Origin of the sequence: Brevibacillus centrosporus (assembly GCF_046622605.1) — a bacterium.
Lineage (GTDB): Bacteria > Bacillota > Bacilli > Brevibacillales > Brevibacillaceae > Brevibacillus > Brevibacillus centrosporus.
In genome coordinates, this window is record NZ_CP176856.1 from 5,398,562 (window position 1) to 5,413,229 (window position 14,668).

Genomic DNA, 14,668 nt, shown 5'->3' on the forward strand with positions numbered 1-14,668 from the left:
ACGTGCTATTCCGCAAAAAAAATTCTATTGAAGATTTCATGCATTCAGCTTCTACTCGTTTAGTCCTTACGGGAGTGAATCTATCTGACTCCTTACGATATTTTGAGTGACTTCATTGCCATACACTCCTGGAGTCAGAACGTTCTCATCTATCCAATAAGAAATCAGTACACTGGAACGATCCTGAAGGTATATTCTAATAAAATACTTTTCTCCGCTAAGACCACCCCTTGAATTATATACTTGTTGAAATCCAACGTATTTTAGTTTGAGTAGCTCCTCCATGAACTGCTTTGAAGCGTCATCTGTAAAATCCTTTATGATCGGATTCTCTTCATCAGTTTCCAAAGTAACTTTAAAAACTTTTCCTTTGATATCAAATAAGTCTCCGAGCGAATACGCATCAGGATTATGCCTTACTTCATACAAATCATCGCCTACAAGTAATCTGAATTTCTCGGAATAACCCTTTACACGATAAATAGGAGTGCCTATTGGTGCGAGCGTTGCATCTCCGTTCTTCATTTGGTACCCTAGGCAAACCATTCCTGCCATCGTAAATCTTACTTCCCCCACTTTAAGATCGCGAATTAATCCGTTCGTTTCTGAATGATAGCTTTTTCCGTACTCTAGGCTGTCCCACATGATAAAGCCATCGTACTCAGACAATTTGTTCACGCAGTTCCCATTTTTATCTGAATCTTGTTTTATTTGCGTCTGGATATTTCCCAAAAGTAATGAGAAACACACCAGGACAACCGCTATCTTCAAAGGAATCACTCTCACTCTCTTTCCAATTAACCAAATTTTACCACGTTACGTTTGTTCCCAGGTAGTTCCCAGTACACAAAAGCGGGAGCGACGTAATCGTCACTCCCGCTTTTTCCTCTATGCACCTATATGCAGCTTTTCCAGCCGCTGCTTGATCAGCTCTACAACACTTGCGCGCTTTAGATCTACGTAAACACTCGTGCGGGCATCCGGCACGACGATGATGCCCAGCTGATGGTGATTGCCAGCATAAACGGCGCACTGCACAAATTTCAGCTCGCCATCATGCGTCAGAACCTCCATTTTGCAGAAGGCCGAATTCGCCTGCAGGGCCGGGTAGAGATCTTCCTTATTGCGAACGTTGATCCCATTCACTTTCACGATAATCTCCCCAGGTACGATACCAATCTCCTCTGCAGGAGTATCAGGGATGACTCCCATGACCTTGATCCCTCGCGAGGATTGGATAAAGTACGGGGTGCGCTTTCTCTCCTGCACCTGACTGATGTAGAACAACGCCTCATGCCCAACAATGGCAAACAAGGCAGCCAAGAGCATCAAAGGAGGCAACCAGATGGCAAGTGCGGAGAGCCCTAGTAAAATGACGGAGTAAAGAGCTAGCTGCTTTGCGATTTGTGAAGACTTCTGTCTGGGCGTCATGGATTGCGTCATATCGGAAAACCCAGTCACTGTCGGCAAAAGCATCAAGCCAAACGTGGACGCTTCCGGCCAAAATAGCGGCCAGCCTGGAAAGATCGATCCGCTTATCGATCCGTTATCCATTTGAACAAACATGACCAGCGGAGTCAGCCAAAAGGAATGCAGCAGGTACGCGCCGACAATTCGACCACGCTTCCCTTCTACGAAGAGTGGCGAAGCATCCCGACCGCCATTCCAACGAACGAGCATGGCTTCCATCAAGTGCATGATCGCGACCAATGCCAGCAGAGGAAGCGGTTTTGCCTGTCCAAGCATCTCCCACAAGGGGCCAATTACCGGTACCGTATTTCCAACATGGATGATTTGCGCAATGCCGTTTAAAAGCGTAAGCAAGCCTGCCGCATACGCGAAGCAGAGAAAACGTAAACGGATCAGCGCCATCACGATCGCCAATCCCCATAGCAACCACAAATCCTGAACCTGCACGACGACTCCAAGAGCGCCCGCAAGCACGGAAATCAACAAGCCCGCCGTGATTCCCATCCCTACCGAACGAATCGTCTGGAGCATAGGCGATTGAATACGTACTGCGAACAGTTGTCTTTCCAGATTCATCTGCCGTCGATAGTGCAGATAAATAAATATCAGGAACAAATAAAGAATCGGATTGAGAAAAATGGCAGCCAATCCGTACACAATGGAGAGCATGTCTGCCTGTATCGCCAATTGTCTCACCACCTCAAGAGGAAAAAGAAAAACCACGGCATGTGATTTACCGTGGTTAACCATTTCTACGAATGTCAGGGAATTCCCTGCCTCAAAGGGTTGGATTATTTTGGCTGACTGACGACCTCCAGCGCTTTTTGCAGCTGCAAATCGTTTTCTGGTTTGCGCATGGTCTCACGCAAGCTGTCTTCCAGCTGTGTGCGAGTTGCTGCATCCACTTTTCCCGTCGTCGGCAGCTTGTGCGCGGTCTGGAACTGCTTGACCGCCTGCTCTGTTTTCTCGTCGAAGTATCCATCATCCCGACCCGGAGACAAATTCAATCCTGTGAGAATCAGCTGCAGGTTTTTCACATCATTTCCTGCCATGTCGCGAGCCAGGTCCTTGTCTGCTGGAAGCTGAGTGGCGTTGAAGTAAGCAGGCTGCGTGACCTTGAAGTCAGGCTCGATTCCTTTTTTGTGAATCCAATCGCCCTTCGGTGTCAGCCACTTCGCGATCGTGAGCTTCAGCTGGCTCTTGTCCGTCATTTCCATGGTGCTTTGGACAGTACCTTTCCCGAAGCTCTTCTCACCGACCAGCTTGTAATTGCCGCTATCGCGCAGAGCACCTGCCAAAATCTCAGAAGCGCTGGCGCTGCCGCCGTTGATCAGAAGCGAGATCGGATATGGCTTCGCTGCGTCGGTCGTCGAGCGATACTCTTCTTTTTGTTGGCCGTGTGCTCCGTATTCGATTTGGACGATCAAGCCCTTTTTCGGAACGAGCACTTCTCCGATTTCTTTCACTGCAAGCAAATAACCGCCCGGGTTGCCACGCACGTCGATGACCAAACCACCGATGCCCTGTTTCTCCAGGCTCGCCAATTGCTCTTTGAAATGCTTCGCAGTATCTGTAGAGAATTGGGTGATGGCGATCACACCAACTTTTACGCCGTTCTTGTCAATGATTTGACTGTTGACCGTTTCGATCGGAATATCGTCCCGTACGCAGACAATGTTCAACGGTTCTGCCACGCCTGCACGCACGACTTTCAGGACAGCCTTCGTCCCTTTAGGTCCACGAATTTTGGTCACGGCCTCATGCAAGTCCAGCCCTTCCAACGATTCACCGTTTACACTGATGATCTGGTCGTTGGGACGCAGCCCGGCACGCTCCGCTGGCGAGTCCTTGAACGGAGATACCACCGTTACTCTGCCGTTTTGCAGCGTCACTTCTGTCCCAATCCCTTGGAATGTCGAATGCAGGGTCGATGTAAACTCTTCCGCCGACTGTGGGTCCATGTAGTCACTGTACGGATCTTCCAGAGAGCCCACCATGCCGCCGATCGCACCCTCTACCAGCTGGTCCGTGGTGACATTCTGGATGTAGTCCTTCTTGATCGCAGAGTATGCTTCGTACAGCTTTCTAAACTCCTGCGGATACTCTGTACTGCTAGGTAATAGGGTGCTGCTTGATGCTGTGAGCGACCCACTTTGACTCGCGTTGGCATTTGCCGATGTTTTCATCATCGACATGGTCAAAAAGCTGCTGGCCACCATCGAGACGAGCACAAGCGCAAATACGGTACGTCCCTTCCATTTCACTTTGCGTCACCATCCTTTGTGCTACCGGCAAAAAGATATGCTGCTAGTGTATGCCATTTCCGCTAGCGATATTTGCGAGACCGGATCTTCTCTTACTTGAGATACGGCATCGGATTGACAGCAACGTCGTTCTTATAGACCGTAAAGTGTACGTGGTTACCAGTTGAACGACCAGTAGAACCGACCTCAGCAATCTTTTGCCCTCTCTCTACTGATTGTCCCACAGAAACCTTAATTCCGCCCTCCCTAATGTGCCCATAGAGAGTGGTAATTTCTGAGTTGTGCTTGATCATGACCGTATTTCCGAAGCCATTGGAATAGCCTGCAAAGATAACTACCCCTGCTGCTGCAGCCATAATCGTGGTACCTTTTGGCGCTGCCATATCAACACCATTATGCCCAGCTGAGCGCCCTGTAAACGGGTCGGTACGCATCCCGAAGCCGGAGCTGAAGCGGAAACTGCCGTCCGCGACTGGCAGACCGAGCTTTCCGCCCTTATACCCACTGGAGCTTGTACTCATTGCGCGGACACGTTCTGCGTATTTGGCCGATTCCTGCTTGGTCAAAGCGAGCAGCTGCTGTCCGTATTGCTCCAGATCTTCTTCCAGCGCATCTTCTTTTTTCTTCAATTCCGCTTTGACCACGAGACTTTGCTTGTACTGCTTGTACTGCTTGTCCAATTCGGCTTTGAGGCTTTCCGCCTGATCAAACATATCTACGTACACAGTCAGCTGATGGTCAATTTCTTGCTTTTTCGTTTCGATCGTCTGTTTATCACGTATGTTGTCTTCCAGAATGCGTGTGTCCTGCTCCAGGATCATTTGCAGGCCTTCCATTCGAGTGAGAAAATCCCCGAAATCAGAAGAACCCAGCAGTACGTCGAGATAGGACACATTTCCGCGTTCATACATGGACTTCACACGTGTTTTCAAAAGGGTCTCCCGCTTGGCGACGCGATCCTTTGCTTCATCGAGCTTGTCCTGCGCCTCGGCTGCCTTTTCCTTTGTTTCATCCATTTGCGTCTCGAGCTTGTCCAGCTTTTTCTGCGTCTCGTTTCGACGCAAATCGATCTGCATCAGCTCGGTTTGCAGGTCTTTCTGCTCTTTTTGCACGGCGTTAATCTTCGCCTCTACCTGCTTCACCTGTTGCTGCTGACTCTTTTTCTTGGCTTGAATCTCTTTGAGTTCCCGATTGATCTTATCCAAAGATGCCTTGCTTGCTGCCCAGCTCACATTTGTCGGGATTGCAGATCCGGCTACCAGACCGGTTATCAAGAGTGCCAATATAATCTTTTTCCTCATGATACTCCTCCCACATTCTCCTGAATTAAACCCGCAAGAATCGGCGAACCGACACCAAGCTGCCCCAGATGCCAATAAATGCGCCAATCGCAATCAGAGCAAGTGCCACTTCATAAACCAGCGGGAACAGTGGCAACAGTTTGAACAGTTGGGCAGCCTCAAAGCTTGACTGAATCGCATCCAGCAAATAGTAGTAGCCAACCGTCAGCATGGCCGTAGGAATCAAAGCACCCAGAACTCCCATGAGGAGCCCTTCTACAAAGAAAGGCCAGCGAATAAACCAGTTCGTCGCCCCAACCAGCTTCATGATCTCAATCTCGCGGCGACGAGCGACAATCGTCAGCTTGATCGTATTGGCGATCAGGAACATCGCGGTAAACCCAAGCCCGATGATAAAGGCAATCCCGACATTGCGGATCGCTCCCGTCCAGGCGAACAGCTTTTCAACCGTTCCTTCCCCATAATTGAGGTTCTTCACGTACTGCAGCTTTTTGATCTGCGCTGCAACTACGGATGTGTCCTTTGGATCCTTGGTTTTTACGACAAAGGTATCCGGCAAAGGATTGTCCTTTTCCAGTCCTTCAAACAAATAAGCCTTTTCCCCGAGGCTTTCTTTAAATTGCTTCAATCCTTCATCTTTCGGGATAAACGTGACCGACTCCACCTTGTCGATCGTCTTGATGTTCTGCTCGACCTGTGTGACGTTATCCTTCGTTGCCAAAACATCGAGGAATACACGGATTTCTACTTGTTTTTCCACCGATTGAGCAAAGTAGTTGACGTTCATCGCTAGGACGAGGAAAACTCCCAGAATGAAAAGAGTAATGGTAACGGCACTGATTGAAGCGAACGACATCCAGCCGTTCCGACCGAGGTTTTTTACCCCTTCACGGACATGGCGTCCCAGCGTTCTAATCTTCATAACCGTATTCCCCTCTCTGCTCGTCACGGGCAATTTGTCCCGCTTCAATCGCGATAACGCGCTTTCTCATGGTGTTTACAATTTCTCGGTTATGCGTTGCCATGACGACCGTCGTGCCGCGCTGGTTGATTTCTTCAAACAGCTTCATGATCTCCCACGATGTCTCAGGGTCCAGGTTACCGGTCGGCTCATCGGCAATGATAATCCCAGGGCTGTTGACCAGCGCACGTGCCAGGGCGACGCGCTGCTGCTCCCCACCGGAGAGCTCGTTTGGAAGCATTTTCGCTTTGTGCTTCAGCTTCACCAAGCCCAGCACATCCATCACGCGAGGCTTGATCTGCTTCGGATTGCTTTCGATAACTTCCATGGCAAATGCCACATTTTCAAATACCGTGAGTGTCGGCAACAGTTTGAAATCTTGAAATACGACGCCAATGCTGCGGCGTACCAGCGGAATCTGTCTTTCCTTGATCCGGCTTACGTTGAAGCCGCCCAGAAAAATCTGGCCTTTTGAAGGCTTTTCTTCGCGGTACATCAATTTGATAAACGTGGATTTCCCTGCACCACTGGGACCCACGACATACACAAATTCACCTTTTTCAATACGAATGTTTACACCCTTGAGCGCATTTGTGCCGTTGGGGTACGTTTTCCATACGTCAAACATCTCGATCATGCCCATCACATCCTACAATGTCAGATCCATCTATCTCTTGATCTTTTAAATTTCGACGAAAACCCAAACCTTCTGCCATCCACTGCCGCTCTATCCTGCGTATCGACAAAAACAGCGGAAATTTCCATCGTACCTATTATACCACCCTGTTTCGTGTATGGTATCCACTAAATCTCTCATTTCTTGTCGAAACCGTTTTAATTCGCACATCGCAGCCTAGCCTGCTTTCCGATCCGTGGGATACAATAAAAGAAGTTTGATTTAGAAAGGAGCCATGCACGATGAACAACTTTGTTTATCACAATCCAACAGAGCTTATTTTCGGGAAGGGTCAGCTTTCCCTCTTGCAAGAAAAGGCCAAACAGCTTGGGTCCACTGTCCTGATTGTTTACGGTGGCGGTAGCATCAAGCGCTCCGGTTTGTATGACAAAACCGTTTCCCTATTGCAGGATGCAGGTTGTCGCGTGCTTGAACTGCCTGGTGTAGAACCAAATCCTCGACTGAGTACGGTAAAGAAAGGAATCGAGATTTGCCGTCAAGAAGGCGTTGACTGGATTCTCGCAGTAGGCGGCGGAAGCGTCATTGACGCAGCCAAAGCAGTAGCAGTGGGTGTTCCCTATGAGGGAGATGTTTGGGACTTCTACTCGCGAGTTGCACAGCCACAGGCAGCTTTGCCGCTGGGAACGGTGCTGACTCTCGCAGCTACCGGCTCTGAAATGAACCGCGGCAGCGTAGTGACCAACTGGGAGACGCAAGAAAAGCACGGAGGCACGACCACCTTCCCGACGTTCTCCATTCTCGATCCCGAAAATACATTCACGGTTCCCCGCGATCAGACGATTTACGGAATCAGCGATATCATGTCACATGTGTTTGAACAATACTTTAGTCATACACCGGAAATTCCTTTGCAGACACGCTTTGCCGAATCGATCCTGAAAACCGTGATTGAAAATGCAGAGCGTGTACTGGAAAACCCAGAGGACTACGACGCGCGTGCCAACATCCTGTATTGCGGAACAATGGCCCTGAACGGAACCCTGCCTGTTGGTGTTGAGACGGATTGGGCGACCCATTCTATCGAGCATGCCGTCAGTGCTATTTACGACATCCCGCATGGCGGCGGACTGGCGATCATCTTCCCGAATTGGATGCGCTACGTTTATCGTGAAAATGTGGCCCGCTTCACTCGCTTTGCCGTTGAAGTATGGAATGTCGATCCAACAGGCAAATCGGATGAGGAAGTCGCTCTCGAAGGAATTGCTGCCGTAGAAGCCTTCTTTGCACGTATCGGCGCTCCTACTCGCCTCGCTGACTACCAAATCGGCGATGACAAGCTGCAAGTGATGGCGGAAAAAGCAACGCCATTTGGCCCAATCGGAAGCTTCAAGAAGCTGACCAGCGAAGATGTGGCGGAAATCCTGCGCATGTCGCTTTAAAGAAACCCAGCATGCAGAAAACCTCTTTCGTGACCCATTCACGATGGAGCGATACACGCGAAAAAAGCCGGACTCCCCATGAGGAGTTCGGCTTTCTTGTTGTTTCTTAATAGGGTCCCCAGTTGATCGCAACACCGATCATGACGAAAACAATCGACAAAACCGTCCATATCGCAGTCAACGGGAGCATAAACCTCAGCCATTTGCCATAAGAGATTCCGCTGATGGCGAGAATGCTCATCAACACCCCTGAGGTCGGATTGATACAATTGACCACGCCTTCTCCCAGCATCAGCGCTTCTACGGCAACCTGACGCGTGATGTTCATGAGGTCGGACAGCGGCGCGAGGAGCGGCATCAGCATGACGGCTTCCCCTGAGCCTGACGAGATCAGGAAGTGCAAGGCAGCGCTTCCCAGGAACATTCCTACTGCTCCTGCCATCGGTGAAAGCGACTCCAAGAGGGTAGCAAGTCCATACACGATGGTATCCAGGAACTTTCCATCCTCCAAAATGACCGTGATCGAGCGGGCCATCCCCACGATCAACGCACCATAAACGAGGCTCATTTTGTTGATCAAGCCTACACCAATCGCAATAAAGATTCCGGCCATTTCGTTGACGTCCCATTTGAACAAAATGGTACATGCAATAAAGGCAATTAACACAATCCCAGAGAAAGCCAGTGTCAGCTTGTGGCGCAGGGTAAAGAGAATGTTGCTATCCAGATCTCCCGCAGCTGAACCGCTATCGGACGGGAAAGGAGTGATGCCCCCTTTCGGCAAATGAAAAAGCGGACAGGCTCATCGCCCATCCGCTTTTTTCTTTTACAAAGCGCGCTGCACCGGTGCACCGATGTCAATCAACGCCTCGATCATAACCTTTTGGCTGTTCGTGTCCACCCATGCATGGGTATCAACCAGCTTGCTGCGATACCATTCGATCTGTTGTTCCACTTGATTGCGAGCCGTACCACCCAAGACATTGCGCGCATTGACAACCGTCTCAACCGCAAGCGCCTCGTATACGTCTTCGCCGATCACTTCGGAAAAGCTTTGGAACTCTTCCACAGACAGATCCAGCAAATACTTTTGCTGCTCAATGCAGTACAGAACTGCTCTGCCTACGACTTCATGCGCTTGACGGAAAGGCATATCCTTGCGTACGAGGTAGTCTGCCAAGTCTGTGGCGTTCGAGAAGTCATTGGTCACTGCCTGACGCATACGCTCGGTTCTCACCTGCATGGTTTGAATCATAGGCGTCAGGAGAGCAAGTGCACCGTGGATTGTAGTAACGGTATCAAACATGCCTTCCTTGTCTTCCTGCATATCTTTGTTGTACGCCATCGGCAAGCCTTTGAGAACGGTCAACAGACCAACGAGATTGCCGTACACGCGACCTGTTTTTCCGCGTACCAGCTCCGCAACATCCGGGTTTTTCTTTTGCGGCATGATGCTGGAGCCTGTGCAGAAGGCATCATCCAGCTCGACAAAGGAAAACTCCTGGCTGCTCCAGATCACGAGCTCTTCGCACAAACGAGAGAGATGCGCCATCAAGAGAGAAGCATCTGCCAAAAACTCGACGATGAAATCGCGATCGCTGACTGCGTCCATGCTATTTTGATAGATACCGTCAAATTGCAGCAGCTCTGCTACAAAGGCGCGGTCGATCGGGAATGTAGTCCCAGCCAATGCACCTGCTCCGAGTGGCAGCACATTTACCCGCTTCCAGGTCTCTGTCATCCGCTCGATATCACGTTGCAGCATGGATACGTACGCCATCAGATGGTAGCCGAAGAGAACCGGTTGCGCACGCTGCAGATGAGTGTATCCTGGCATTACGGTGTCCAGATGCTGGTTCGCCTGCTCGATCATCGCTTCCTGCAGATACATTGCCAGCTGGATAATCTCCATCAGCTTTTCCCGGAGGAACAGGTGCATATCGAGTGCAACCTGGTCGTTGCGGCTGCGGCCGGTGTGGAGTTTCCCCCCCACCGGACCGATTTCCTCAATCAGCATCTTTTCGATATTCATATGAACATCTTCATGAGCAACGAGGAACGGGGCTTGCCCATGCTCGATCTTTTCTTTTACTTTTTTCAGACCAGCAATGATTTGTCGTACTTCCTCCATCGGCAGGATACCGCACTTCCCCAGCATAGCGACATGTGCTAGGCTACCGACGATGTCCTGACGCCACATCTTCTGGTCGAAAGAGATAGAAGCAGTATACTCTTCTACGAGCTGATTCGTCGGCTTCGTGAAGCGTCCTCCCCAGAGTTTCATTGCTTGATCGCATCCTTTTCGTCCAAGATCTTGATGTCTGTATTCATGTTCTCATGCAAGACACCTTCGTTTACTTGTGCGTATACCTTGGTTGGCAGACCCCACAGCTTGATGAAGCCGAGCGCTGCTTTGTGGTCAAATTGGTCACCTGCATTGTAGGTAGCCAGCTCATGGCTGTACAGCGAGGAAGCGGATTTGCGGCCCACTACGATCGCATGACCTTTGTGCAGTTTCACACGTACGATACCTGTTACGTGTTTTTGTGTTTCTTCGATGAACGCTTGAACTGCATTGCGGATTGGCGAGTACCAGAGACCCTCGTAGATCACCTGTGCCAGCTTTTGCTCCACGATTGGTTTGAACGATGCTACCTCGCGAGGCTGAGTCAGGAACTCGAGCTCACGGTGAGCCAGGATCAATGTAGTTGCTGCAGGTGTTTCGTATACTTCACGGGATTTGATACCGACCAAGCGGTTTTCTACGTGGTCGATACGGCCCACACCGTGGTTGCCAGCGATTTTGTTCAGCTTCAGAATCAGCTCGGACAATGGCAGCTCTTCACCGTTCAGTGCAGTTGGCTTCCCTTGTACGAAAGTGATTTCGATTTCCTCTGCTTCGTCTGGTGCATCTGCAATGGATTTTGTCAGATCATACGCACCTTCTGGAGGAGCAGCCCATGGATCTTCCAGTACGCCGCACTCGCAGCTTCTGCCCCACAGGTTTTGGTCGATGCTGTATGGATTATCCAGGTCGATCGGGATTGGAATATTGTTCTTTTTCGCATATTCGATTTCTTCGTCGCGAGTCCAGCCCCACTCACGCACGGGAGCTACGATTTTGATATCTGGGTTCAACGCTGTGAAGGATACGTCAAAACGTACTTGGTCGTTTCCTTTCCCTGTGCAGCCGTGAGCAACAGCTACAGCGCCTTCTTTTTCTGCGATCTCTACCAGTACGCGCGAAATCAGGTAACGGGACAGCGCAGACACCAGCGGATATTTTCCTTCGTACATCGCGTTTGCTTTCAATGCAGGCAATACGAACTCTTCTGCAAATGCTTCCTTCGCATCTACGACGATGGATTTCAGCGCACCGACTTGCAGCGCTTTTTTCTGTACGAAATCCAGGTCTTTCCCTTCCCCTACATCCAGTGCTACCGCAATTACATCGAAGTTGTATGTTTCTTGAAGCCACTTAATTGCTACGGATGTATCTAAGCCGCCCGAGTAGGCCAACACAATTTTATCTTTTGCCATCGTTCTCTCTCCCTGTTCCGAAGATTTATTCATGTGAGTAATTATACAAACGAACTAATAAAAATACAACCACTTTTCTTATTTGTCCTCTACTTTTTCCCCGTGCAATTTTAGGAAGACAGAAACAAAGTAGCCGGACCTGTGAGAAAGCCAAGCTGCACCAAGGTTTTGGTGTTGCCATAGCTTCTTGTGTACGGGATAGGAAAATAGAATCCTCCCCGTACAGGATCACTTGTCCGGCTGTTTTATGCTCTATTATTCATGCTTTGTATACGATACCTGCGGGACAAACTCTGCACCTTTATGCTTGCGAATCCATTCCAGCTCAGCTAACGCCAGGCGCTCGAAGTTCTCTGCGATATGGATGTCCCCCTCCGCTCTCCACGAGGCGATGACCGGATACATCCGACTGTAAAACCCATTGATATACCACATATCAAACAAGAGATCAGGATGTATAAGACCGTTTTTATGCAAAACACCAACCATTTCAAAAAAACCGTAGAGCGTCGTAAACTGCGAGAATTCTTCACCTGTTCGTGGATACTTCTCCCAAAATACTTCGGGTGCTATTTCTTCCTTCTGCCCTAGAACAGCTATAAACCACGCTCTTGCTTTCCTGAGCCGCTCTGATTCATACTGCTCGTAAAGCTTTACCATCATATCCGCATCTTGATAGGTAGGAATCATTTCTCTATCACCTCAACGATATTTCCATTCCCTACCAGTATGTCTGCTATTGATTCGTGATGCAAGCGAACAACGTATGAGCCTCCCAAAAACAAAAACAGCTACAGAAAAGGCATCGTTAATGGATCGCCTCCTGTAACTGTTTTTGGCTTTGGGTTTCTTGGCTGATAATGCTCTCCAATTCTTCCCGCGGCAGTCTTTCTACAATCTCGATGAAATGAACTGCCAATATCTCATCAAACTGAGTGCCCGATCCACGCCTGATTTCATTTAGCGCTTCCTCAACAGGCAGGCCTTTTCGATATGGTCGATCAGCAACCATCGCGTCAAACGCATCAGAAATCGCCAATATTTTCGCCATCAACGGAATTTCATCACCGACGAGCCCATCCGGATAGCCCTTACCATCAATTCGTTCATGGTGAGAACGAATCGCCGGAAGCAGCTCCTTGAACATTCCCGCCTGTAAAATGATCTCGTACCCGATGACGGTATGCTGTTTGATTCTGTCGTATTCCTCAGGCGTCAATCTGCCCTTTTTATTCAGAATTTCATCTTCAATACCTATCTTCCCGATATCATGCAAAATGCCGCCTACATATATTTCCTCGACTTTTTCGGATGACATCCCTATTTTCCTGGCGATTTCTCTACCCCAATGGGCGACTCTCAAGGAGTGTCCGCTTGTATAGCGGTCACGCGCATCAATAGAAGCTGCCATCGTCGTCAGGAAACGGTGGTTAAACGACTTAACTTCCTCTACTTTTTGATGGAGCTTGTTGAGGCTGTCGTAGTATTGATGGAAGACAAAGCTCATGGTCGTAAAAGCAGCCGTCATAGGAATAACCGTGTAGATTCCGTAACTCTCCACAAGTCGAGATCCAATCCCTGCCATTACCATCAATAGCAAATATGTAAGGGTTGTCCCTTTCGCCATATTTTTGACAGTGGCGAACCAGCTTGTTTGGAAAAAATACGAGATTCCCAACGCGCAAAGGACAATGTTAATGAACCAATAAGCTCCAGCCATGATCAAATCCGAGATCATCGGGGAAAAGGCAAAGTAATCGAGTACATTTTTCAAATAGTCTACAGCCCAAATTGTGATTACTAATTGACCAATATTCGCAAGAGCCTTTACCGGGTTAAACTTAATAAGGAAAGCCAAAATTAGAGTTTCAACTACAGCTGACCAAACGCCTACCCACGCCCCAAATAGTAAGATCCCGGAAAAAATAACGGCATTATTCAAAGTAAGGATCGTGTTTAGCGTCCTGATTGGAGCAAACGTGGAAAAAATCGTGAGCAAGGTATAGGCGAATAATACCCCCCAGTGCTCACGAGGCTCCCATTCTGGGACAAGTGAAGCAAAAATAAGAATGGCTGCAATTGGAAAACCAATTGGCACTACTATTCCTTTTATTTTCGAGCTGATCTCAACTTTTAGTCGCATAGCTTTTTCCTTCTCGGAGTTGTAATAGCGAGATTGGCTTATTCATAAATCGTTGAACTAGTAGGAAAGCACCTAACATGATAAATATATCACCAATACTGATGACTCGAGGGATTATAGATGGCATGTAGATTACATCCGTTAAAAAAGGCAGATTGGTAGTCTCACTCAAAATGTTGTGTTTGAAGTTGGTACCGTTAATGACAGGAGTCAAATCATAGGGAAGCTTTTTCGCCTGTTCTAAATCAATCGGCATTTTACCATGATTGGTCCAAATGGCAAGGGCATTTAAAAACCATCCCATCATGAAAATGCGTATATCCTCATATTGACGGTTGAAGACAAGGAACATCAAAATAAATAAGTATGCAATCGAAATTAGTACCCCGCCTGCAGGAGGATAGAGGGCTGAGCAAATTTGCAAGCAAATGCTGACAACGAGGAATGATAGTCGTCTGAATTTAGGGAATTCTCTAATCCTACCACCTCTGATGAGCGCTACAATAAAGGACAAGCAAATAACATCCAGCAGCATATCACAAACCTCCAGTATTGAAGAAAAAACACCACTTTTCTTACAAGCGGTGTTTTTATTTCATCCAATATTACCCGATGTTGTAGTTAGCAGATGTAGCTGCTACGATAGCAACCACCATCAAGATTGCTGCGACCCATTTTTTCATATATATTTCCCCCCCTTTAAAATAGTGGAGAAAGCTGGCTTCGCTACTGGTCATAACCCAGGGGCCAAGCGACCATTTACAGCCCCTGCGCATCTTTCCTTTTCTTACGAGAAAAGGGCGGATTCGCTACTGGCTCCATACGGACCAAGCGACCAAATACAGTCCGTACTTCTTCGCGACTTTCATACCTATATTTTACACATAAGTGACAAATTTCGGCAATCAAATAT

The 14,668-nt window shown here is 48.5% G+C and carries 12 protein-coding genes, 1 pseudogene and 1 riboswitch; of the genes and pseudogenes, 1 reads left to right on the plus strand and 12 read right to left on the minus strand.

Going from position 1 to position 14,668, the window contains the following annotated elements; all coding sequences use genetic code 11:
- Positions 1 to 66 precede the first annotated feature (66 nt).
- The 6 genes from ACLIN2_RS27125 to ftsE form a co-directional block, all read right to left on the minus strand.
- Positions 67 to 780: a hypothetical protein gene (locus tag ACLIN2_RS27125; protein ID WP_411502664.1), complete on the minus strand. Its 714-nt coding sequence runs from the start codon at positions 778 to 780 to the stop codon at positions 67 to 69.
- 108 nt (positions 781 to 888) lie between these two features.
- Positions 889 to 2,157, minus strand: a complete 1,269-nt coding sequence (locus tag ACLIN2_RS27130; RefSeq protein WP_411502665.1) for a PDZ domain-containing protein — start codon at positions 2,155 to 2,157, stop codon at positions 889 to 891.
- A 104-nt stretch (positions 2,158 to 2,261) separates the two neighbouring features.
- Entirely contained in the window at positions 2,262 to 3,734 is a 1,473-nt protein-coding gene (locus ACLIN2_RS27135) for a S41 family peptidase (protein WP_310235698.1), read from the minus strand.
- Positions 3,735 to 3,826: 92 nt separating this feature from the next.
- Positions 3,827 to 5,035: a murein hydrolase activator EnvC family protein gene (locus tag ACLIN2_RS27140; RefSeq protein WP_411502666.1), complete on the minus strand. Its 1,209-nt coding sequence runs from the start codon at positions 5,033 to 5,035 to the stop codon at positions 3,827 to 3,829.
- A 25-nt stretch (positions 5,036 to 5,060) separates the two neighbouring features.
- Entirely contained in the window at positions 5,061 to 5,957 is an 897-nt protein-coding gene (ftsX, locus tag ACLIN2_RS27145; protein WP_310235702.1) for a permease-like cell division protein FtsX, read from the minus strand.
- Positions 5,947 to 6,633: a cell division ATP-binding protein FtsE gene (gene ftsE, locus ACLIN2_RS27150; protein WP_092275583.1), complete on the minus strand. Its 687-nt coding sequence runs from the start codon at positions 6,631 to 6,633 to the stop codon at positions 5,947 to 5,949. The genes ftsX and ftsE overlap by 11 nt, the downstream gene beginning before the upstream one ends.
- Positions 6,634 to 6,914: 281 nt before the next feature.
- Here ftsE and ACLIN2_RS27155 point away from each other — a divergent pair, with 281 nt between their 5' ends.
- Positions 6,915 to 8,072: an iron-containing alcohol dehydrogenase gene (locus ACLIN2_RS27155; RefSeq protein ID WP_092275580.1), complete on the plus strand. Its 1,158-nt coding sequence runs from the start codon at positions 6,915 to 6,917 to the stop codon at positions 8,070 to 8,072.
- A gap of 106 nt (positions 8,073 to 8,178) precedes the next feature.
- Here the strand turns inward: ACLIN2_RS27155 and ACLIN2_RS27160 are convergent.
- From ACLIN2_RS27160 to ACLIN2_RS27185, 6 genes and pseudogenes are all read right to left on the minus strand, one after another.
- Positions 8,179 to 8,817: pseudogene (locus ACLIN2_RS27160) on the minus strand (YfcC family protein); the annotation flags it as partial.
- A gap of 81 nt (positions 8,818 to 8,898) precedes the next feature.
- A complete protein-coding gene (gene argH, locus ACLIN2_RS27165) occupies positions 8,899 to 10,356 on the minus strand; it encodes an argininosuccinate lyase (RefSeq protein WP_092275576.1) in 1,458 nt (485 codons plus the stop codon).
- On the minus strand, positions 10,353 to 11,612 hold the full coding sequence (locus ACLIN2_RS27170; protein ID WP_092275573.1) for an argininosuccinate synthase: 1,260 nt from the start codon (positions 11,610 to 11,612) through the stop codon (positions 10,353 to 10,355). Before ACLIN2_RS27170 ends, argH begins: the two co-directional genes overlap by 4 nt.
- A gap of 255 nt (positions 11,613 to 11,867) precedes the next feature.
- A complete protein-coding gene (locus ACLIN2_RS27175; protein ID WP_411502667.1) occupies positions 11,868 to 12,302 on the minus strand; it encodes a DUF4760 domain-containing protein in 435 nt (144 codons plus the stop codon).
- A gap of 118 nt (positions 12,303 to 12,420) precedes the next feature.
- Complete coding sequence (locus tag ACLIN2_RS27180; RefSeq protein ID WP_400588204.1) at positions 12,421 to 13,755, minus strand: HD-GYP domain-containing protein; 1,335 nt, start codon at positions 13,753 to 13,755, stop codon at positions 12,421 to 12,423.
- Positions 13,739 to 14,290 carry a DUF5317 domain-containing protein gene (locus tag ACLIN2_RS27185; RefSeq protein ID WP_400588203.1) on the minus strand — a complete coding sequence of 184 codons (552 nt, stop codon included), beginning with the start codon at positions 14,288 to 14,290 and terminating at the stop codon, positions 13,739 to 13,741. Before ACLIN2_RS27185 ends, ACLIN2_RS27180 begins: the two co-directional genes overlap by 17 nt.
- 254 nt (positions 14,291 to 14,544) lie before the next feature.
- Positions 14,545 to 14,628, minus strand: a riboswitch (cyclic di-GMP riboswitch).
- Between the last annotated feature and the right edge of the window lie 40 nt (positions 14,629 to 14,668).